This window comes from Bacillus cihuensis (genome assembly GCF_000504145.1).
Taxonomy (GTDB): Bacteria; Bacillota; Bacilli; order Bacillales; family DSM-1321; genus Peribacillus; species Peribacillus huizhouensis.
The window spans coordinates 51,239-72,384 of sequence record NZ_KI632498.1 but is presented as its reverse complement, the minus strand read 5'-3'; the positions used below and the strand labels follow the sequence as shown (position 1 = coordinate 72,384).

15 protein-coding genes are annotated in these 21,146 nt (G+C 39.4%); 3 read left to right on the top strand and 12 right to left on the bottom strand.

Annotated features, from left to right (window positions below; genetic code table 11):
* Nucleotides 1-134 precede the first annotated feature (134 nt).
* Nucleotides 135-506 carry a response regulator gene (locus V179_RS0122235; protein WP_028393418.1) on the bottom strand — a complete coding sequence of 124 codons (372 nt, stop codon included), beginning with the start codon at nt 504-506 and terminating at the stop codon, nt 135-137.
* A 559-nt stretch (nt 507-1,065) separates the two neighbouring features.
* Between V179_RS0122235 and V179_RS0122225 the strand changes: the two genes are divergently transcribed.
* Nucleotides 1,066-1,593 (top strand): DUF2529 domain-containing protein, encoded by a 528-nt coding sequence (locus V179_RS0122225; protein ID WP_028393417.1) that lies wholly within the window; start codon nt 1,066-1,068, stop codon nt 1,591-1,593.
* 478 nt (nt 1,594-2,071) lie between these two features.
* Here the strand turns inward: V179_RS0122225 and V179_RS0122220 are convergent, their stop codons facing one another.
* From V179_RS0122220 to V179_RS0122180, 9 genes are all read right to left on the bottom strand, one after another.
* The gene (locus tag V179_RS0122220) at nt 2,072-3,673 is read right to left on the bottom strand and encodes a CTP synthase (protein WP_028393416.1); all 1,602 of its coding nucleotides are present in this window, start codon (nt 3,671-3,673) and stop codon (nt 2,072-2,074) included.
* 400 nt (nt 3,674-4,073) lie between these two features.
* Nucleotides 4,074-4,637, bottom strand: a complete 564-nt coding sequence (gene rpoE / locus V179_RS0122215; RefSeq protein WP_028393415.1) for a DNA-directed RNA polymerase subunit delta — start codon at nt 4,635-4,637, stop codon at nt 4,074-4,076.
* Nucleotides 4,638-4,875: 238 nt separating this feature from the next.
* Nucleotides 4,876-8,142 carry a fused isobutyryl-CoA mutase/GTPase IcmF gene (gene icmF / locus V179_RS0122210; RefSeq protein ID WP_028393414.1) on the bottom strand — a complete coding sequence of 1,089 codons (3,267 nt, stop codon included), beginning with the start codon at nt 8,140-8,142 and terminating at the stop codon, nt 4,876-4,878.
* A 133-nt stretch (nt 8,143-8,275) separates the two neighbouring features.
* Entirely contained in the window at nt 8,276-8,926 is a 651-nt protein-coding gene (locus V179_RS0122205) for a TetR/AcrR family transcriptional regulator (protein ID WP_028393413.1), read from the bottom strand.
* A 112-nt stretch (nt 8,927-9,038) separates the two neighbouring features.
* Nucleotides 9,039-10,178 carry an acyl-CoA dehydrogenase gene (locus V179_RS0122200; RefSeq protein ID WP_028393412.1) on the bottom strand — a complete coding sequence of 380 codons (1,140 nt, stop codon included), beginning with the start codon at nt 10,176-10,178 and terminating at the stop codon, nt 9,039-9,041.
* Nucleotides 10,179-10,189: 11 nt separating this feature from the next.
* A complete protein-coding gene (locus V179_RS0122195) occupies nt 10,190-11,320 on the bottom strand; it encodes an acyl-CoA dehydrogenase (RefSeq protein WP_028393411.1) in 1,131 nt (376 codons plus the stop codon).
* Nucleotides 11,321-11,352: 32 nt separating this feature from the next.
* The gene (locus V179_RS0122190) at nt 11,353-12,204 is read right to left on the bottom strand and encodes a 3-hydroxybutyryl-CoA dehydrogenase (protein WP_028393410.1); all 852 of its coding nucleotides are present in this window, start codon (nt 12,202-12,204) and stop codon (nt 11,353-11,355) included.
* 39 nt (nt 12,205-12,243) lie between these two features.
* On the bottom strand, nt 12,244-13,428 hold the full coding sequence (locus V179_RS0122185; protein WP_028393409.1) for an acetyl-CoA C-acetyltransferase: 1,185 nt from the start codon (nt 13,426-13,428) through the stop codon (nt 12,244-12,246).
* A gap of 317 nt (nt 13,429-13,745) precedes the next feature.
* Nucleotides 13,746-15,875, bottom strand: a complete 2,130-nt coding sequence (locus tag V179_RS0122180; protein WP_028393408.1) for a heterodisulfide reductase-related iron-sulfur binding cluster — start codon at nt 15,873-15,875, stop codon at nt 13,746-13,748.
* A 270-nt stretch (nt 15,876-16,145) separates the two neighbouring features.
* On the opposite strand from V179_RS0122180, the gene cls reads away from it, so the two are divergent.
* Both cls and uvsE read left to right on the top strand, forming a co-directional pair.
* The gene (gene cls, locus V179_RS0122175) at nt 16,146-17,348 is read left to right on the top strand and encodes a cardiolipin synthase (RefSeq protein WP_028393407.1); all 1,203 of its coding nucleotides are present in this window, start codon (nt 16,146-16,148) and stop codon (nt 17,346-17,348) included.
* A 26-nt stretch (nt 17,349-17,374) separates the two neighbouring features.
* Nucleotides 17,375-18,331: a UV DNA damage repair endonuclease UvsE gene (gene uvsE / locus V179_RS0122170; RefSeq protein WP_028393406.1), complete on the top strand. Its 957-nt coding sequence runs from the start codon at nt 17,375-17,377 to the stop codon at nt 18,329-18,331.
* Nucleotides 18,332-18,627: 296 nt separating this feature from the next.
* On the opposite strand, the gene argS is transcribed toward uvsE, so the two are convergent.
* Together argS and V179_RS0122160 are read right to left on the bottom strand one after the other, a co-directional pair.
* The gene (gene argS, locus V179_RS0122165) at nt 18,628-20,298 is read right to left on the bottom strand and encodes an arginine--tRNA ligase (protein ID WP_028393405.1); all 1,671 of its coding nucleotides are present in this window, start codon (nt 20,296-20,298) and stop codon (nt 18,628-18,630) included.
* Nucleotides 20,299-20,301: 3 nt separating this feature from the next.
* Nucleotides 20,302-20,742: a DUF1934 domain-containing protein gene (locus tag V179_RS0122160; RefSeq protein ID WP_028393404.1), complete on the bottom strand. Its 441-nt coding sequence runs from the start codon at nt 20,740-20,742 to the stop codon at nt 20,302-20,304.
* Nucleotides 20,743-21,146 lie beyond the last annotated feature (404 nt).

The following is a 21,146-nucleotide window of genomic DNA, read 5'->3' as shown; positions in this document are numbered from 1 at the left end:
CCGCGTGCGGTAGAATATTCAGTTTTATTACAAAAAATTAAGCGGTTCCACAAATTATTAGATGTTAAATCACTACAATTTTATCGCTTTTTTACTTAAAATCTGCAATAACATATGATTAACCAAGAATTTTTTTAATTAGATTGAATGATTATATTTTCACGTACCGCTTTACGAATATCGTCTATATCAAATGGTTTTGCAAAATGAGTAATTGCCCCTAAGTCCTTTGCCTCCTGTATCATATCAAGCTCCCCATAAGCGGTCATGATAATGACACGGATGTCAGCATCTATTTGCTTCATGCGCTTTAGTATTTCGATTCCGTCCATCCCGGGGATTTTCATATCCAAAAGAACCAAATCAGGTGAATGATTCGTAACAATATCAAGTGCTTGTAAACCATTCGCCGCCTGAAATGTATCATACCCTTCCTTATGTAACACTTCATTCAATAATATCCTAATACCAAATTGATCATCGACAATAAGAACCTTTCCTGCCATTCTCTCACTTCTTTCTCAAACAAATTTTTTATGCTTATTTGACTAACGCACAACATGTAAAGTAGCCATCGTCTGAAGAACTCCAATGATAGAAGTTTCATTTTATTGTTACTGTAGATTCGACTAGTTATATCTTAGTATTTACAATCGCTACCTTTTCACTATTCAAAAGCTTCGAAGGATTCGTTTAAAGTTAGTTAATGCTAAATATGGTTCTTACTTTACAATTGTAAACTATTCATCAAAATTAAAATACTATATTTTAAAAAAATGGTAAATTAAAAAAGTGAATAATTCAATCCTCCTAAAGTACTTGATACCACATTTCTGTGGAAAAGGGGCGGGGTTTCGCACAATCAGCTCTGTACCACCACCTTCATAAGGTGATACAGTTTATAGAACCAGAACTATTCTTCGTTTGGCTTTAAAACGGGTCCTCATGGATATCTTAAATGAAAAGCGCCATTTACTAAAGCGGCTTCCTTTCCAATCAAAATGCTTTCCCTTATAATTAAATGCATTCAGTAGGTATAGATAGTGAATGAAAGGAGTAATATCCATGTTAAAAATATTCTCCACCCAGTTAACTGGATTATATAAAAAGATGATGGATGAAGAGAGCTTCAATTTTGAAGATGGAGGAAGACTTCTCGCTCAAGCAGCTATTAGTGATGGTGCGATTTATCTCAAAGGTTTCAAAGAGATGGAGGGCATTCTTTCAGAAGCTTTTCACGGAGCAGAGCCTTTCCCATGCGCCAAGCCCTTTGTTGATAATGCATCATTAAACGTGGCGGATCGCGTGATCTTATTTACGCGTTACACCACAGACCAATCAGCTTTACAGCTTGCTAAAAAGCTGCGTGACCAACAGATTCCTTTTGTAACGATTGCTTCTTCTCTGGTTTGTGATGAAGAATCCATCGAACAATATTCTGATGTGCATATTAATTTACGTTTGCTAAGAGGGTTAATCCCAGATGAAACAGGAAACCGTGTCGGTTTTCCACATTTAATGATCGCTTTATTTGCCTATTATGGAATTAAAACAACACTGGAAGAAATTCTTTTGGAATACAGCGAAGAATAAAGTGAAACTTCAATCAGTGAGGTTTCTTCATCCCCCACTGATTGTTAGCCGTTCTAGAGTCGATAATATCTCCGTGCAGAATAGATCAATCGACTCTACGAACTAAGGTTCAATGAATCACAGTCTAAGTACGCGCCGTGCTGCGGCAAGTTGGTTCTTAATAAGTAGGCTCTGTTAAACTTGCCTGTTGATTGGAACGTATGGCGTTCTCTTTCAACCTGCGGACGGAAGCCTCCTCGGTGCTGTGTGCCTGTGAGATCTTCCCTGTGATTCGCTTTTCTAAACAGGAGCCTCACGCCGCCTTCCGCTCCCAACATAGTGCCAACATCAACAACGAGGTTTAACATAGTCAATAAGTAAAACGAGGGTACCCCAAAAAGGTCTGTCCACGCGCACACAGTTCAAAGGTTCTTACGTTTAATTTGAACTGTATGAGGCGTTGCTAACCTTACATTATGGGTACCCTCGTTTATTTGTATTATTTATTAGGCTTTAATGACATTTCCACAAAATCACGGAATAGTGGTTGTGGACGATTTGGACGAGAAATGAATTCTGGATGGAATTGAGAAGCCACAAACCATGGGTGATCTTTCAATTCAATGATTTCAACAAGACGACCATCTGGGCTAGTTCCTGAGAAGACAAAACCTGCCTCTTCCATAGCTTGGCGATAATGGTTATTGAATTCATAACGATGACGGTGACGTTCATAAACCACTTGTTGTCCATATGCTTCAAAGGCTTTTGTACCTTCTACTAATTTACATGGATACAGCCCTAGACGTAATGTACCACCTAAATCTTCCACATCTTTTTGTTCAGGCAATAGGTCGATGATCGGATACTCTGTATCCTGATTAATTTCTGCTGAGTGTGCTCCTTTTAGACCAAGCACATTACGAGCAAATTCAACAGAAGCTAGCTGCATACCTAAACAAATACCAAGGAAAGGTTTTTTCTGATTACGAGCAAATTCAGTAGCCGCAATTTTCCCTTCAATACCACGATCACCAAACCCGCCAGGAACAAGTATCCCATCAGCATGTCCTAATAGTTCTTTTACATTTTCTCTTGTAACATGTTCAGCATTAACCCAATCAATTTCAACATCTGCATCATGCGCATATCCTGCATGTTTTAATGCTTCAACAACTGAAAGATATGCATCTTGAAGCTCGACGTATTTCCCAACAAGAGCGATCTTCGTAGTTTTTGATAGTGACGTAACTTTTTTAACAAGCTCTTTCCACTCGGTCATGTCAGCTTCTTTGCAATCTAATTTCAAGTGGTCACAAACAATTTGGTCCATGTTTTGTGCTTGAAGCGATAAAGGAATGGAGTAAAGAGTGTCCGCATCTTGACATTCAATAACTGCTTTTTTATCAATATCACAAAATAAGGCAATCTTATCTTTCATATCTTGAGAAATCGGCATTTCCGTACGACACACAATGAGGTTTGGTTGAATGCCAAGGCTACGTAATTCTTTTACGCTATGTTGAGTTGGCTTTGTTTTTAATTCTCCTGCTGCTTTAATAAACGGAACAAGCGTGCAGTGAATATACATCACATTATCACGACCGATGTCACTTTTGATTTGACGAATAGCTTCAAGGAATGGCAGCGATTCGATATCGCCCACAGTTCCGCCGATTTCTGTTATGACTACATCTGCATTTGATTCTTTTCCTGCTAAAAATGCACGTTCTTTGATTTCATTCGTAATATGGGGTATTACTTGTACGGTACCACCCTCATAATCGCCACGACGCTCTTTTCTAATAACAGTCGAATATACTTTACCTGTTGTCACATTACTGTGTTTACCAACATTTATATCAATAAAACGCTCATAATGCCCTAAGTCAAGATCAGCCTCCGCACCATCATCCGTTACATATACTTCACCGTGTTGGTACGGGCTCATTGTTCCTGGATCCACATTGATATACGGATCGAATTTTTGAATCGTTACACTTAGTCCTCTGTTTTTCAATAATCGTCCCAATGAAGCTGCCGTAATCCCTTTACCCAGCGAAGAAACGACACCGCCTGTTACGAAAATATACTTTGTCATGTTGTATCCTCCTTCAAGTTCTTCCATTTTTCTTTTAAATCCTAAAACTCATTCTTTTAGATTTCCTTTTAATTACAGGACCATTTATATGAATCCATGAAAAAATAAAAAAATGATGTTTATTTGAATGATTCATTCAGCAATCCATCATTTTACGCAGCATTGTTTTTCACAGGTAGTAATTTTATATTTTTCAACCTGTCATTGTGTCGAACGCAAGCAGCCTAAATCCTCCAAGCAAATTAAGCCTGAATTTTAACAAAGCTCTTCCGTTTTCCTAATATAAATACAAAACGCTCCGCTTACGAATGTAAGGGAGCGATATATTTTATCATCCTGTCCTTTTTTAAGGAGCCCAAAATGATTCTACAAATTCTGCTAGAAAAAGTCAAGAGAATCCCTATTCTTTTTCTACTTCATCGTCAAAATCTTCTTCTTCTTCTTCATCCAACTCAAATTCATCATCGTCTATTAATGCGTCTTTAAGGTCGTCCTCATCTTCATCCTCGTCTTCGACTAGGTCATCATCAATATCCTCATCAAGTGGATCATCAAGGAGATCATCCTCGTCTTCATCTAGATCTTCTATATCATCTTCAAAGTCCAAATCTTCCTCATCCAGCTCATCAAAATCATCCTCGACGATTGACGCTTTCTTAGCTTTTTTCTTTTTCGGCTTAACGACATGGACAACCTCATCTTCGATTTGATCAACCGGATACCAAGTTTTTAACCCCCAGCGATTTTCACCTAGACAAGTAAAACGACCGTTAACATTTAAATCTGTATAAAATTGCGGAATTTTACTTCTAATTTCTTCTTTCGATACGCCTTGCAAAGCAGCTATTTCATTTACTAAATCATCAAATAACAAAGGTGCGTTCTTTTCTACAAGCAATTCATATGCGAGTTCAAGCAAAGACATTTCTAATAATTCTTCTTTTGAGTATGATTGTAAACTCAAGTTCGGCACTTCCTTTCTATATCAAACACTCCGTAAGTGTCTTTTCAAACAAAACACATCCATACAGGATTCTGCATCTTTCATTGCTATTCCTGCTAAACATACTATCCATTATAAACAATATCAGGACGTTTATGCTAGTGAATCTTAGATTCTATGTTTAAGTCTGTAAAAAAAAGAGGACGTCCCAAAACGAAGAGACAGACCCCGCAACTACTAAATTCAGTTGAAGAAGGATTTACATATTCCTTCGATATTGGCCACCCACCTCGTACAAGGCACGGGTTATTTGTCCAAGACTTGCATATTTCACACATTCCATCAGTTCAGCAAAAATGTTTTCTCCATTCATTGCCGAATCTTTCAATCGTTGAATCGACTCAGCATATCGATCGATGTTGCGCTTTTGGAAAGTTCGAAGATTCTCAATTTGCCCTTCTTTCTCTTCTTTAGTAGCTCGTGCTAGCTCCATTGTATCAAGATCTTCTGCACTTTTTGGATTAGGATTCAAATAGGTATTCACTCCAATAATCGGCAGTTCACCTGAATGTTTCTTCATTTCATAATACATCGATTCATCTTGAATTTTTCCACGTTGATATTGGGTTTCCATCGCACCAAGAACACCACCACGATCATCGATTCGGTCAAATTCCAAAAGAACGGCCTCTTCCACTAAATCGGTAAGTTCTTCAATAATATACGACCCTTGAAGAGGATTTTCACTTTTTGACAGCCCAAATTCTCTAGTAATAATCATTTGAATCGCCATAGCGCGGCGGACCGATTCCTCAGTAGGTGTTGTAATCGCTTCATCATAGGCATTTGTGTGTAAAGAATTGCAATTATCCTGGAGCGCCATCAGTGCTTGTAAAGTCGTGCGAATATCATTAAAATCAATTTCCTGTGCATGTAGAGAGCGACCGGATGTTTGGACGTGGTATTTCAATTTCTGACTTCGTTCATTCGCTCCATACTTATCACGCATAACCGTCGCCCAGATTCTTCTTGCTACCCTGCCGATTACTGTATATTCCGGATCCAATCCATTTGAGAAGAAAAAGGATAAATTCGGAGCAAAATCATCGATCTTCATGCCTCTGCTTAAATAGTATTCTACATACGTAAAGCCATTCGCCAATGTAAAAGCTAATTGTGAAATGGGATTGGCGCCAGCTTCTGCAATATGGTAACCGGAAATCGAGACAGAATAATAATTTCTCACTTTGTGACGAATAAAGTATTCCTGGATATCTCCCATCATTCTTAAAGCAAATTCCGTAGAGAAAATGCATGTGTTTTGACCTTGATCTTCTTTTAAAATATCAGCTTGAACTGTTCCACGTACCGTTTGCAGTGTATATGCTTTGATCTGTTCCATTTCTTCTTGCGTTACTATTCTTTTTAGTTGGATTTCTTTTAAAGCAATTTGTTGTTCAATAGCTGTGTTTAAATACATCGCTAAAATAATCGGAGCCGGACCATTGATGGTCATTGATACCGATGTAGATGGATGGCATAAATCAAAGCCTTGATAAAGCTTTACCATATCATCTAACGTACAAATGCTAACCCCACTCTCCCCTACTTTCCCATAAATATCTGGGCGGTGATCAGGGTCTTCACCATATAAAGTAACGGAATCAAAAGCTGTGCTAAGTCTTTTAGCGTCATCATCTTTAGATAAATAGTGAAAACGGCGATTCGTTCGATCAGGCGATCCTTCTCCGGCAAATTGACGTTTCGGATCCTCTCCCTGTCGTTTGAATGGGAAAACTCCGGCAGTATAGGGGAACTTCCCAGGAATATTCTCTAAATAAACCCAACGAAGGATTTCTCCATAGTCAACAAACTTAGGTAATGAGACTTTCGGAATCGATAAACCTGATAAACTTCTTGAGCGTAGTTCAGTGACAATTTCCTTATCTCGTATTTTTGTTGTCAGCTTTTCTCCTGAATAATGTTCTTTTAAATCATCCCATTCGGCAAGAATTTCTCTAGATTCTGCCGTTAATTTAGCTTGTGTTTCCACACGCAATGCCTCAAGAATGTTCCAAGCAGTTTGTTCTGTCCCTTTTTGACTCACTGCATCCATAGCTCCCTCGAGTTGAAATAAACGACGGGCTACTTTCACCTGTTTTTCCGTATGACGGTGGTAATTCCGGACTGTATCTGTGATTTCACGTAAATAATAACGGCGATTGTTTGGAATAATCATATTTTGCTTTTTCACGTTAGCCTGTTTTGCGAAAGTAGTAGACCATGAGGTTCCTGTTTTTTCATTTACCTTTTCTACTAATTCGGCAAATAAGGCATTTGTCCCAACGTCATTAAATTGAGAAGCAATGGTTCCATAAACAGGCATCTCTTCCGTGTCGCGGTCAAAAAGAAGCCGGCTTCGTTGATATTGCTTTTGCACCTGATTTTTGGCATCTTCTGAACCTTTACGTTCAAATTTATTAATAACGACCAAATCAGCGTAATCGATCATATCGATTTTCTCCAATTGTGATGGTGCTCCAAATTCACTTGTCATTACATAAAGGGAAACATCACTAACCTCAGCGATTTCTGCATCACCTTGGCCAATTCCGCTCGTTTCCACGATGACTAGATCAAAACCAGCCGCCTTGACTACAGAAATAGCATCACGGATGGCTAAAGAAAGCTCTGTCTTGGAGTGGCGTGTTGCAAGGCTTCGCATATACACGCGATTAGAGAATATTGCATTCATCCGTATACGATCACCAAGTAAGGCCCCACCTGTTTTCTGTTTAGTTGGGTCAATAGAAAGAACAGCTACTCTCTTTTCAGGTATTTCATTAAGGAACCGACGAATTAATTCATCGGTTAAGGAGCTTTTCCCCGCTCCCCCTGTTCCTGTCATTCCAATAACCGGCGTCTGTTTATTAGATGTCTTAATTTGTTCAAAAACACGGTCTGTCGATGCCGCTGCTTCATCATCCATTGCAATCCTGTTCTCAGCAAGTGTAATGTACTTGGCAACAGCTACTGGGTTCCCTGATAGTAATTCGTCAAATTGATCTGGCAAAGAAGAATGAATCGTTGAAAAATCACATTCTTTAAGTATTTTATTAATCATTCCTTGAAGCCCTTGGCTTCTCCCGTCTTCAGGTGAAAATATATGACAAATTCCATAATCATGAAGTTCTTTGATTTCTCGGGGAATAATGACTCCGCCTCCACCACCGTAAATTCGAATATGTGGTGCCCCCTTTTCCTTCAACAAATCATACATGTATTTAAAGTATTCTAAATGACCACCTTGATAGGATGTAACAGCAATCCCCTGAACATCCTCCTGTATCGCTGCATTGACTACTTCCTCGACCGAACGATTATGACCGAGATGAATAACCTCCGCACCGCTTGATTGCATAATTCTTCTCATGATATTAATCGTTGCATCGTGTCCATCAAACAAACTTGAAGCTGTCACTAAACGAATCGGATGTTTTGCTCTATAAATCTCTATTGTACCCATTTGCCTTCCCCCTCATCGCAATAGGTTGTAATCCATCTTTATTTTGCTGAAAAGGGGCGGGGCTTCGCAAAATCAGCTCCGCACCACCACCTTCATAAGGTGATACAGTTTGAAAACCTGAACCTTTTCATCGTTAGGTTTTAGAGCAAACACTCATGGACGTTTTTTGTGCGAATCCTTGAGTAACCAGCGTTGTCTGATATTCAATATATTCTTCCAATGTAAATAATCGTTGTAATGCCCATCTTCTGAAACCCCACATTTGACCTTGGACGAAAATATTGTGGGCACAAAGAGTGATTTGTGCTTTTGGTAAGTTGAATTCACCATTTTCCACACAACGCTCAATGACAAGTTCAATCATCCTTACCATTTCAATTTCTTTATTTAATACATAGGCAAGAGCATCTTTTGATAAGGATTTCGCTTCTTGATACATCACAAGAACTTCATCCTGCATATCATTCATTACTTGAAAAAAATAAGCAATGGTTAGTTTCAAGCTTTCAATCGTTCCATTATTTAGTTTGACCTCTTTTTGTAGACGAGCTTTCACTTCATCATAGATGAAATCGCAAACAAGATATAACACATCTTCTTTTGTTCGAATATATTCATAAAGAGTCCCAATGCTGAACCCCGCAGCTTTAGCAATTTCTCTCGTTGTGGTTCGGTGAAAACCCTTTTCTTTAAAAAGTATGGCAGCTCCTTTAATAATTTGATTGCGCCTCATAATAATTAGTTGTTCATCTTTAACAGATGCATGAACTTCTCTTTTCTTCATAATTCACCTCATTAAAAAACCATCACCGGCCATTGTTAAAAGTTAACTTAAGAACAGATTTTGAATTCATGCCAAAAGTCCGGTGTTCAACCGAATTCTCCTTGTATTTCTTCTATTTTGTGAGCATTCTTGAGATTACAAGTTTTTGAATTTCTTGAGTACCTTCATAAATCTGGGTAATTTTCGCATCTCTCATATAGCGTTCAACAGGATAGTCTTTCATATAGCCGTAACCACCAAATACTTGCACTGCTTCGGTTGTAACTTTCATTGCAGTATCCCCTGCAAATAATTTCGACATGGCAGATTCTTTTCCATACGGAAACCCTTCAGATTCAAGCCAAGCCGCCTGGTACGTAAGGAGACGAGCAGCCTCAACACTAGTGGCCATTTCCGCAAGCTTAAAGCCAACTCCTTGTTGGGCTGCAATCGGTTTTCCGAATTGGACACGCCCTTTTGCATATTCAACAGCTGCATCGAGCGCTCCTTGAGCAATCCCGACAGCTTGTGCCGCTATTCCATTTCTACCACCATCTAGCGTCATCATCGCAATTTTGAACCCTTCCCCTTCTTTTCCTAGCAAGTTATCTTTTGGAACCTTGCAGTCTTCAAAAATTATTTCAGTAGTTGGTGACGAACGAATCCCTAATTTTCTCTCTTTTTTTCCTATGCTAAAACCAGAAAAGTCTTTTTCAATAATGAACGCACTCGTACCTTTTTGTTTGGATTTAGGATCCGTTAAAGCAAAGACAATATACGTATCCGCAATCCCACCATTTGTGATGAAGATTTTGGACCCATTTAACACATAATAATCCCCATCTAATCTAGCCTGCGTGCGCATTCCTCCAGCATCCGAACCAGCACCAGGTTCCGTCAGACCATATGCGCCAATTTTCTTTCCTTCTGCCATTGGACGAAGATATTTCTGCTTTTGCTCTTCCGTACCGAATGAATAGATGGGCCATCCTGCAAGAGATGTATGGGCGGATAACGTAACACCTGTAGATGCACAAACTCTTGAAAGTTCTTCAATTGCGATACAATAGGCTAAATAATCGCTACCGATTCCACCATATTCTTCGGGCCATGGAATACCGGTCAAACCTAATTCAGCCATTTTATCAAACAACTCTCGATCGAATCTTTCTTCTTCATCACGTTCTGCAGCAGTCGGTTCTACTTCTTTTTTTGCAAAATCACGAACCATTTTTCTGATCATTTCATGTTCATCAGTTAATTTAAACTGCATGCCACTCCCCCCTACAAATGTTTGTGAATGACGATTTTTTGAATTTCACTCGTACCTTCGTAAATTTCTGTCACTTTTGCATCGCGAAAATAGCGCTCAACCGGATAGTCTTTCGTATAGCCGTAGCCACCGAACACTTGAATGGCTTCCGTCGTCACATCTACTGCTGTTTTTGAAGCGAATAGCTTAGCCATCGATGCTTCTTTGCCACAAGATAAACGGTGTGAACGAAGATAGGCTGCTTGATAGACTAATAATTTGGCCGCTTCAATTGCTGTCCCCATTTCAGCAAGCTTGAAACCGACTCCTTGATGTACAGCAATTGATTTTCCGAATTGAACACGTTCCTTGGCGTATTCATAAGCATGACCGAATGCCCCTTCAGCAATTCCTAGTGCTTGTGCTGCAATACCAATTCGACCTACTTCTAAATTGGCCAAGGCAATTTTGAATCCATCCCCTTCCTTACCTAATAGGTTTGCAACAGGTACCTTCATATCCTCAAATGTAAGCTGTACGGTTCGTGAACCCATGAGACCCATTTTATGTTCATCTTTGCCAATGACTAAACCTGGTGTGTCTTTCTCCACAATGAAAGCAGAAATCCCTTTACTCCTCTCTTTTAGGTTAGTGGAAGCAAAAACAATATACACATCTGCTTCTCCGCCATTTGTGATAAATGCTTTCGACCCATTCAATCTATAAAAATCACCATCTCTTATTGCCTTTGATTTCAAGTTGGCGGCATCAGATCCAGCACTAGATTCTGATAAGCAAAAAGCGCCTAAATATTTTCCAGTTGCAAGCATAGGAACGTATTTTTGCTTTTGCTCTTCGCTCCCAAAATAGACGATTGGATTTGTTCCAACAGATGTATGAACAGAGAGAATAACACCTAAGGCTGGGCTTACTTTGGAAATTTCATGAATGGCGATAATATAAGAAATAAAATCCATTTCAGCTCCGCCATATTGTTCAGGTATCGGAATCCCCATTAATCCAAGCTCCCCCATTTTTTGAAGCACTTGTCTGGGAAATTCACCACTCTCCATCCTTTCTACAATGGGAGCAATCTCTGCTACCGTAAAATCACGAACCATTTTACGCATCATTTCTTGCTCTTCATTAAAAAGAAAATTCATCCGCACACCTCCTAGCTATCACTAAATACTTGTTAGCTATATTCATAAAAGCCACGTCCTGCCTTTTTACCAAGCCATCCTGCTTTTACATACTTACGAAGCAGGGGGCATGGGCGGTATTTGTCATCACCGAAGCCACTATGGAGCGTCTCCATGATAGATAAACATGTATCTAAACCGATAAAATCAGCGAGAGTAAGTGGTCCCATCGGATGGTTCATACCTAATTTCATAACATCATCAATCGCTTCCTTAGAGGCCACTCCTTCAAATAATGTATAAATGGCTTCATTGATCATCGGCATCAAAATTCGATTAGATACGAATCCAGGAAAATCATTCACTTCAACTGGGACCTTTTTTAGCGATACAGCCAGTTTTTCAATCGTTCTATATACTTCATCATCTGTAGCTATGCCGCGGATGATTTCAACAAGTTTCATAACTGGAACAGGGTTCATAAAATGCATGCCAATCACTTTTTCGGGACGTCTGGTCGCTGCTGCAATTTCGGTAATGGGGAGTGAGGATGTGTTGCTAGCTAGAATTGTATGAACAGGTGCAATCTGATCAAGCTCAGCAAATAACAATGCTTTAATTGCCATGTTTTCAACAGCTGCTTCTATGACTAAATCAACCGAAGCCGCGCTTTGTAAATCAATGGAGGGGGTTAGTCTTTTAAGCGTATCTGTTTTTTCCTGCTCGGTAAGCCTTTCTTTCTTCACCTGTTTAGTCAAGTTCTGCGTGATCGCCTTAATTCCACGATTCACGAAGTCCTGTTTTAGATCATGTAGGATCACTTCATATCCGTTCATCGCACATACTTGAGCAATTCCTGAGCCCATTTGTCCAGCTCCAATGATCATTACCTTGTTAATGTCCACAGCTATTCCTCCTCTTCTCGATTGAAAACTCCATCACGTTTATCTTGGCACTTCTATTAAAATGGCATCTCCTTGACCGCCGCCGCTGCAGATTGCAGCAATTCCTAGACCACCACCGCGTCGTTTCAGTTCATGCATAAGTGTAATGACGATGCGTGCACCACTTGCCCCTATAGGATGACCAAGTGCTATCGCCCCTCCATTTACATTCACTTTGGTTGGATCCACCTTGGCGATTTCCTTACTAGCAAGCGCCACCGCTGCAAATGCTTCATTAATTTCAAACAATGCAATTTCATCAAGTGATTTCCCAGTTTTTCTCAATAATTCATTAATTACGATACCTGGGGTTTTCGGAAAATCTTTCGCTACTACCGCTACTTCTGCATGACCCAGAATATAAGCAAATGGAGCAATGCCCTCTTTCTCTGCACGTTCTTCACTCATTAATACAAGTGCCCCTGCTCCATCATTAATACCAGGAGCGTTTCCTGCTGTAATCGTTCCTTCATTGTTAAAGGCAGGTCTGAGCGTCGCTAGCTTCTCAATCGTTGTATCTTTTCTTGGTGCTTCATCGTTCACGATCTTTAAAAGCTCTCCTTTTCTACCAGATACTTGAACTGGTACAATTTCTTCAGCAAGTGTTCCATTCGCAATCGCTGCTATTGCTTTTTGGTGACTTTGAAATGCCCAATGATCCTGATCCTCTCGTGATAGCTCTAGCTCTTTTGCGGTGCTGTTCCCGTATGTGCCCATATGCACACCAGTGAAGCTACAGCTTAAACCGTCATGAATCAGTACATCCTTCAATTGTGAATCACCCATTCGCAATCCCCATCTTGCATTTGGCAAAATGTACGGCGCATTACTCATAGACTCCATTCCACCAGCAACGATGACTTCTTCATCCCCAAGCCGTATAATTTGATCAGCAAGTGTCACACTGCGTAACCCAGATGCACAAACTTTATTAATCGTTTCAGTTTTTACTTGCCAAGGCAAACCTGCATGATGCGCAGCCTGCCGCGAAGGAATTTGTCCTTGTCCTGCTTGAAGTACATTCCCCATAATCACTTCATCGACTTGGCTTGCATCCATTCTTGCTCGGTTAAGAGCCTCTTTGATTGCAATTCCACCAAGCTCTGAAGCTGTTAAACTACTAAGACCTCCGCCAAATTTACCAAAAGGTGTACGGGCACCACTCACAATCACTGTTTTTTTCATTAAAAACCCTCCTAACTCCCTATGATTATTTTCAAAACTGATTGAACGCTCGCTCATAAGAAAAGCACAAACGCCTTTTCGACCACTTGTTGTAAGCGCTTTTATTATTTAATTTATAGTTTATTTAAACCTGTTAGAAACATTGAATAAAACTTCTTTACATATATCAGTTTCGATTAAGTGAAACTTCCATCAGTCAGTGGGGGTTCTTTCATCCCCCACCTACGCTTCTTCGATTCCCCCAAACCCCTGAAGGTGGGGGTCCTAGCTGCCCGTTAATGCGGGATAAATTTGAGTCTCTAAGCATTAGGTTTATGTTATGAAACTACTATTTGTTGATTCCCTATGACTGATCGCTCCAGCAATTCCGCTACATCATATGTTTTTACATCTTCTTCTACTTCTTTCGCCTTCGTTCCATCCGTAAGCATCGTTAAGCAGTATGGACAGCCTGAGCTGATTACGGATGGTCTTACAGCAAGTGCTTGTTCTGTTCGGGCGATGTTAATACGATGTCCGGTTTTTTCTTCCATCCACATCAAGCCGCCGCCTGCTCCACAACACATGCCATTTTCTCGGTTCCTTTCCATTTCAACAAGGGTAACGCCAGGGATTGATTTCAAAATCTCTCGAGGTGGGTCGTACACTTCATTGTAGCGGCCTAAGTAACAAGAATCATGGAAAGTTATCTTCTCATGAACTGGATGCTTCGGCACAAGTTTTCCTTCTTTTACAAGCTTAGCAAGCAGTTCAGTATGATGATACACTTCTGCATCCAATCCGAAGTCAGGATATTCATTTTTGAAAATATTATAGGCATGCGGATCGATGGTGACGATTTTCTTCACATTGTTTTTCTCAAACTCTTCTATATTTTTCGTTGCGAGTTCTTGAAAAACGAATTCATTTCCTAAACGGCGCGGCGTATCTCCTGAGTTCTTCTCTTTGTTTCCAAGAATCGCAACTTTCACACCAGCTTCATTCATTAACTTGGCAAATGATAAGGCAATCTTTTGGCTACGATTATCATAAGATCCCATAGAACCTACCCAGAATAAGTATTCAAATTCTTCGTCTGCCTTCTTCATTTCCTTCACAGTTGGGATGTGAACATCATCGCGTAGCTCTCTCCAATCTTCTCTTTCTTTTCTGTTTAAACCCCAAGGATTTCCTTGGCGTTCAATGTTTGTCATCGCACGTTTGGCGTCTGGGTCCATTTTTCCTTCTGTTAAGACAAGATAACGTCTCATATCGATAATTTTATCTACATGCTCATTTAATACCGGACATTGGTCCTCACAGTTCCGACAAGTTGTACAAGCCCACAGTTCTTCTTCCGTAATCACTTCGCCAATCAAGTTCTTACTGTAGGGTTCGGTTGTTGCCGCTGTTTGTTGCGCTCCTGCTGTTCTTGACAGCATCGCGATTTGATTACCTTCTGTTTTACCAAACACAAATGCCGGCACCCACGGCTGCTTGCCTGTAATGGCAGCGCCAGTATTGGTTAAGTGATTGCGCATTTTTACGATGAGATCCATCGGCGAAAGCATTTTGCCTGTTCCAGATGCCGGACACATATTCGTACAACGTCCGCACTCCACACAAGCATATAAGTCAGTAAGCTGGTACTGCGTAAAATCTTCAATCTTTTGAGCACCGTAATAGACCTCTGCTTCATCATCCTCTGGTTCTTCCTCAAAATTAATGGATGCAAGCTTCCCAGGGTTCGTTAAGCGCATGAAGAAAACATTGATAGGTCCTGCAATTAAATGAGCGTGTTTGGATTGTGGGATATAAACAAGGAAGGTTAATATAATAAGCAAATGCAGCCACCATGCCATGTAAAAGCCTATCGTTGCTGCTGTTGGTCCGATCCAATTGAATAGGAATGCAACTCCTGAGGCGACGGGCTCTGACCAAGTAGCTTCATGCTCATTCCAGATCAAAGCCATTCCATTGCCTAATAACACAGTAGCCATAATGCCACCAATAAAAAGTACGACAAGCATTGCTTTAAAATCACGTTTTAGACGGACAAGTTTCTCAATATATCGTCGGTAAAATGCCCATATGATCGCGACAAGTACAGTTAATGTGACCATTTCCTGAAAGAAAGTAAAAACAGGATAGACTGGACCAAAAGGTAAATGCCACCCCGGTTTCAGACCTTTGATAATAAAATCGATTGCACCGAATTGCACTAAAATAAACCCATAAAATAGCATGACATGAATCATACCGCTTTTTTTATCTTTCAATAATTTCTTCTGTTTAAATACATATATCCAAATATTCAACAGTCGCTCTTTTACGCGGTTATCAAATTCTACTTTTTTTCCAAGCTTTATATAAGCTGTTCTTGTTCTAAGTAAATAAGTAAAAAGGCTCGCGGAGTAAGCGATCACAACGATTGTTACGACTAAGTTTATCCAAAGTAAACGATTCATTTCCACAGAAATTAACCCCCTTCTGGTGAATGGCCGATTTGATTTGGCAAAATCATTGCCACTATCCTGTACTAGATTAACTCCATTATATAATGAATGAGCATTCAGTCAATAAATTTATTTTTATATTCCGAATTTTTAAACTATTAAGTTAACATTTGTGATTGTAAAAATTCTATTCACTTCAATAGGCTTATTTAATGAGTATAAATGGAAATGATGCGTAAACTAATGAGACGAGACTTGCCACATTTGAGGAGAGAGAATGCTTTGAAAATTGCTATCGTTCTTTTACTGCTACTGTTTTTTGTCCTCTATTGGCTAAGAATTGATTTTAGACGAGGACAAAAACACCATACTCAAAACAACCACAATCGAGTGTATCCAAAACGCCGAGGAGACTTAAAGCTTTATACAGATGGAAATGATTTATTTGCAGAATTATTCAAGGATATTGATCAAGCTACTAAACATGTTCATGTTCTTTTTTATATTATTAGAAATGATCAGTTTAGCCAACATTTCTTGGACTTATTGATGCGCAAAGCCAGAAGCGGAGTTGAAGTAAGGATTTTGATTGACTGGATGGGAAGTAGAAATATTTCAAAGCGAATAATAAAAGAATTAAAAAAGAACGGTGTTCACTTTTCTTATAGTTTTACACCAAAACTGCCCTACCTTTTCTATACCTCACAAAAACGCAATCATCGGAAAATTACTGTCATTGATGGAGAGATTGGTTATTTAGGTGGATTAAATATCGGAAAAGAATATATCAATCAAGACCCTAGGTTGTGTCCTTGGAGAGACTATCATCTTAAAATGACTGGTGAATCCATTCAAGATTTACAATATGAGTTTCTAACCGACTGGTATACGGCTACAAAGGAAGATTACCGGAATAGTGATTCTTATTTCCCCAAACAGCAACCTGGCTCTATGCAACATATGATTGTTCCAACCGAAGGATTCGGTTTGGAAGAAATATTTACACAATTCTTTCACAAGGCGAAAAATGAAATTATCATTGGCACTCCTTACTTCATTCCGAGCGAAGCATTACTTGAAGAACTGAGGAAATTGCTAAAAAAAGGTATTAAACTAACCATCATTGTTCCTTTTGTTTCTGACCATCCATTCGTGAAAGAAGCCGCCTATCGTTATTTTCGAATCTTAATAAAAGAAGGTGCTCACGTATTACAGTTCCAAAATGGATTTTATCATTCAAAAGTCTTATTTATTGATAACAATCTTTGTGATATTGGCACGGCAAATTTTGATAAACGCAGTTTGTTTTTAAATCATGAAGTCAATTGTCTAATCTATGATCCATCATTTTTAGCTGAAGTGGCAAAGAAAATACAGGATGACATCTCGAAGTCCACAACGTTATCGGAGTGTATGCTATCTCGTCCCACTTTAATTCAATCGATCAAAGAACGGATCGCCTATACGATATCACCTTTTTTATAAGTTTTTGAATAATGAAAGGATTTCTTATGAAAATACGATTTGGTTTTGTTTCCAATGCGACGCGACTATGGGACGCTTCACCCGCAAAAACAGTGACGTTCAAAAGGTTCGACCAGCTAGGAAAAGAGAAAGGCATGCAAAAACTGCTGGAAGTCACAAAACAGAATATCACTAATACAAAACGCATTCTCTATTACAATACGGCCCATCAGATTGAAATATACCGGATGTCCAGCTCCATCGTTCCACTAGCAACCCATCCTGATGTTAATTGGGATTTTGTTACACCCTTTAAAGACGAGTGGAAAGAGCTAGGTGACTGGGTTAAAACGAATAAATTAAGAATCAGCTTCCACCCTAATCAGTTCACGCTTTTCACTAGTCCAAAACCAAAAATTACACAGAACGCTGTAAGGGATATGGAATTCCATTTTAAAATGCTTGAAGCTATGGGTGTGGAAAAACAAGCGGTTATTAATATTCACGTTGGTGGAGCATATGGCGATAAAGAGAGTGCAACCTTCCGCTTTCACGAGAATTTACGCTCTCTTCCTGAGATTGTGAAACGTCAAATGACACTAGAAAATGATGACAAAACCTATACAACTGATGAGACGTTAGCTATTTGTCAGAAAGAAAAAATCCCAATGGTATTTGATTATCATCACCATATGGCTAACGTTGGAGAAAAGGCATTTCAGGATTTACTTCCCGCCATTTTTTCAACCTGGGAGCATACACAATTAGCACCAAAAATCCATATTTCCTCGCCTAAATCAGAGAAAGAATTCCGTTCCCATTCCGATTTTGTCAACCTTGACTTTATCATGCCACTTCTTCAAGCACTTAAAAAATATCAACAGGATGTCGACTTCATGATTGAAGCGAAAATGAAAGACCAAGCCATGTTACAATTGATAAACGATATAGCAAAAATCCGTGGCGTAAAACGAATCAGCGGCGGTTCAGTGGAGTGGAAATAGAAATGATAAAGAACTTATCCCACACTGATTGATGTTTCACTTTATTGACGTTTACTAGCTAGTCCCACATACAAAACAAATATGGCATTAAAACGCCTCCAGTTACCATGAGGGAAATATCATTAAGCACGCTACACTCGCCTAATCACAATGGTGGCGGTACGGAGCCGGATTATGAACTACTTCCTTAATAAAGGAAGTAAATCTGCAAAGTAGACTGGCTATTTTAGTAAGCTGCGAAGCCCCGCTTTTATACAAAAGAGGATGGCACCTGAGCCATCCTCTTTCTATTTTCTTTACATTTTCTCTGGTGCAGATACGCCAATCAAGGCAAGTGCGTTTTTCAGTGTAATCTGCACAGATTTAGCAAGTGCGAGACGTGCTTTACTACGGTCAGTATACTCAACATCCAAAACTTTGTCAGCATTGTAGAAGCTGTGGAATACTGAAGCTAGATCAAAGATGTAATTCGTCATCCGATGCGGCATCCGTTTATCAGCTGCTTCAGCAATGGCTTGAGGGAATTCACCAAGCTTTTTCAAAAGTTCAATCTCTTTCTCTGTAGCAAGTAGCGAGAAATCTGCTGATTGATCTAAGTTAATTCCTTGCTCTTCTCCTTGACGTAAAATGCTTGATATACGTGCATGTGCATATTGTGAGTAATAAACAGGATTCTCATTGGATTGTGAAACGGCTAAATCTAAGTCAAAGTCCATATGGGTATCCGCGCTTCTCATCGCAAAGAAATAACGTGTTGCATCAAGACCTACTTCGTCAATCAGGTCTCGCATCGTTACCGCTTTTCCAGTCCGCTTACTCATTTTCATTTTCTCGCCATCTTTATATAAATGAACGAGCTGAATAATTTCTACTTCTAGTTGGTCACGACGGTAGCCTAAAGCTTCAATCGCTGCTTTCATACGAGGGATATATCCGTGATGGTCAGCTCCCCAAATATTAATCAGTTGCTCAAAGCCACGTTCTAACTTGTCACGGTGGTACGCAATATCTGGTGTTAAGTATGTGTAAGAACCATCCTGCTTAATAAGAACGCGATCTTTATCATCACCTAATTCTGTTGAACGGAACCATGTAGCTCCATCTTCTTCGTAGATATGGCCTCTTTCTTTCAACGCAGCCAGACCTTCATCAATTTTCCCATTTTTATATAATGACGTTTCGGAATACCATACATCAAAGCGAACACGGAAATTTTCTAAGTCCGTTTTTAACTTTTCCATTTCATATTTCAAGCCGTAGTCACGGAAAAAATCAAAGCGCGTGCCTTCATCCACTGTTACGTATTGATCACCGAATTCCTCAGCAAGCTTTTTGCCGATTCCAATAATATCTGCGCCATGATAACCATCTTGTGGCATTTCTTTTTCAAGACCTAAAGCCTGGAAATAACGAGCCTCTACAGATTTAGCAAGATTATTGATTTGGTTGCCGGCATCATTAATATAATACTCACGTGACACATCATAGCCTGCTTTAGCTAGGACGTTACATAAAGTATCTCCTACTGCAGCTCCACGTGCATGCCCTAAATGTAGGTCACCCGTCGGATTAGCAGAAACAAACTCTACCTGAACTTTTTGTTTTTGACCAAATTCACTTTCACCATAAGAATCTCCGGCCTTTAAAATGACTGGAATTAACTCAGTCAAATATTGATTATTCATGTAAAAATTGATAAAACCAGGACCTGCAATTTCAATTTTTTCAATCGAAGCTTTATTACGGTCAAAGTTTTCAATTAAACTTTCCGCAATTGCACGAGGAGCCTTTTTCGCTACGCGAGCAAGTTGCATCGCCATATTTGTTGAATAATCACCATGTGTTTTATCTTTCGGAAGCTCTAATACCACATTGGGGATTTCCTCTTCAGTAGCTAGTCCTGCTTTTATTACTGCATCTTTTATTTCTTGTTTTAACTTTTCTTGAACTTGCTGGACGATATTCATTGATTATGCTTCCTCCTTATATATTAACGTCATTTCATATTGACCGGGCTCTGCCCCTTGCATCTGCATTTGATAGGAAATTTCAAAACGGCCTTCCTTTGTCTTTTCATTCCATTGATGCTTTGCTGACTTTGTTTCAGTAAGCAGTGTCAACATGCCGTACAAGCTTTCGTAATGACCATTTGTCGCTGCTCCTTCACGGAAGAGCTGACGCATCTTAGTCGCTCCATTTCGTAGAAGCAATATCTCATTATCTTTATATTTAACTGTTGTCTGAATTTTCCCCGCTTCACTTTCCTCAGTATATTGTAAATAAAATGAGGAATTTTTTTGAAATTTTGTCCCAAAAGTTATCAACTCATACGCCTCGGATTCAGAGCCAACCGTAATTTTCGTTTTAAGTGTTACTTTTACAGATTGCTGTGCCAGATCATGAAGTACCAATTTTCTACACATCCTTCAATACCTCTATAACTTTATAAGTATAAATACTCTTTCGAAAAGATTCAACCTGCATAAGAAACAATATCGCTTTAAAAAGCCAAGAACTGTTTAGAGGATGGCTTTATTCACATCTGAATTACTTTACACTTTAATCTGTAGATCTCAAGGTAAATTAACCAATCCTTGTCTATTTCTTTTTAACAGAACACTTTTTATTTCAGTTCAATCTACAAGTCTTATTTTTTCAATTTTACACTAAAAGACATCCATAAGCACCTGCTCTAAGGCCCAACGATGAAAAAGGTCAGGTTCTATAAACTGGATCACCTGATGAAAGTGGCGTTGCGGAGCTGATTTTGCGAAGCCCCGCCCCATGTCCTTCATACAAAAAGAGGATGACAACA

Bases quoted from the DNA above. Each gene is read 5' to 3' on its own strand.
- V179_RS0122205 (WP_028393413.1), bottom strand. From the start codon at position 8,926: ATGAAGAAAAGAGAAGTTCATGCATCTGTTAAAGATGAACAACTAATT.
- uvsE (WP_028393406.1), top strand. From the start codon at position 17,375: ATGAAAATACGATTTGGTTTTGTTTCCAATGCGACGCGACTATGGGAC.
- V179_RS0122235 (WP_028393418.1), bottom strand. From the start codon at position 506: ATGGCAGGAAAGGTTCTTATTGTCGATGATCAATTTGGTATTAGGATA.
- icmF (WP_028393414.1), bottom strand. From the start codon at position 8,142: ATGGGTACAATAGAGATTTATAGAGCAAAACATCCGATTCGTTTAGTG.
- V179_RS0122180 (WP_028393408.1), bottom strand. From the start codon at position 15,875: ATGAATCGTTTACTTTGGATAAACTTAGTCGTAACAATCGTTGTGATC.
- V179_RS0122200 (WP_028393412.1), bottom strand. From the start codon at position 10,178: ATGCAGTTTAAATTAACTGATGAACATGAAATGATCAGAAAAATGGTT.
- V179_RS0122185 (WP_028393409.1), bottom strand. From the start codon at position 13,428: ATGAAAAAAACAGTGATTGTGAGTGGTGCCCGTACACCTTTTGGTAAA.
- V179_RS0122220 (WP_028393416.1), bottom strand. From the start codon at position 3,673: ATGACAAAGTATATTTTCGTAACAGGCGGTGTCGTTTCTTCGCTGGGT.
- V179_RS0122195 (WP_028393411.1), bottom strand. From the start codon at position 11,320: ATGAATTTTCTTTTTAATGAAGAGCAAGAAATGATGCGTAAAATGGTT.
- argS (WP_028393405.1), bottom strand. From the start codon at position 20,298: ATGAATATCGTCCAGCAAGTTCAAGAAAAGTTAAAACAAGAAATAAAA.
- V179_RS0122225 (WP_028393417.1), top strand. From the start codon at position 1,066: ATGTTAAAAATATTCTCCACCCAGTTAACTGGATTATATAAAAAGATG.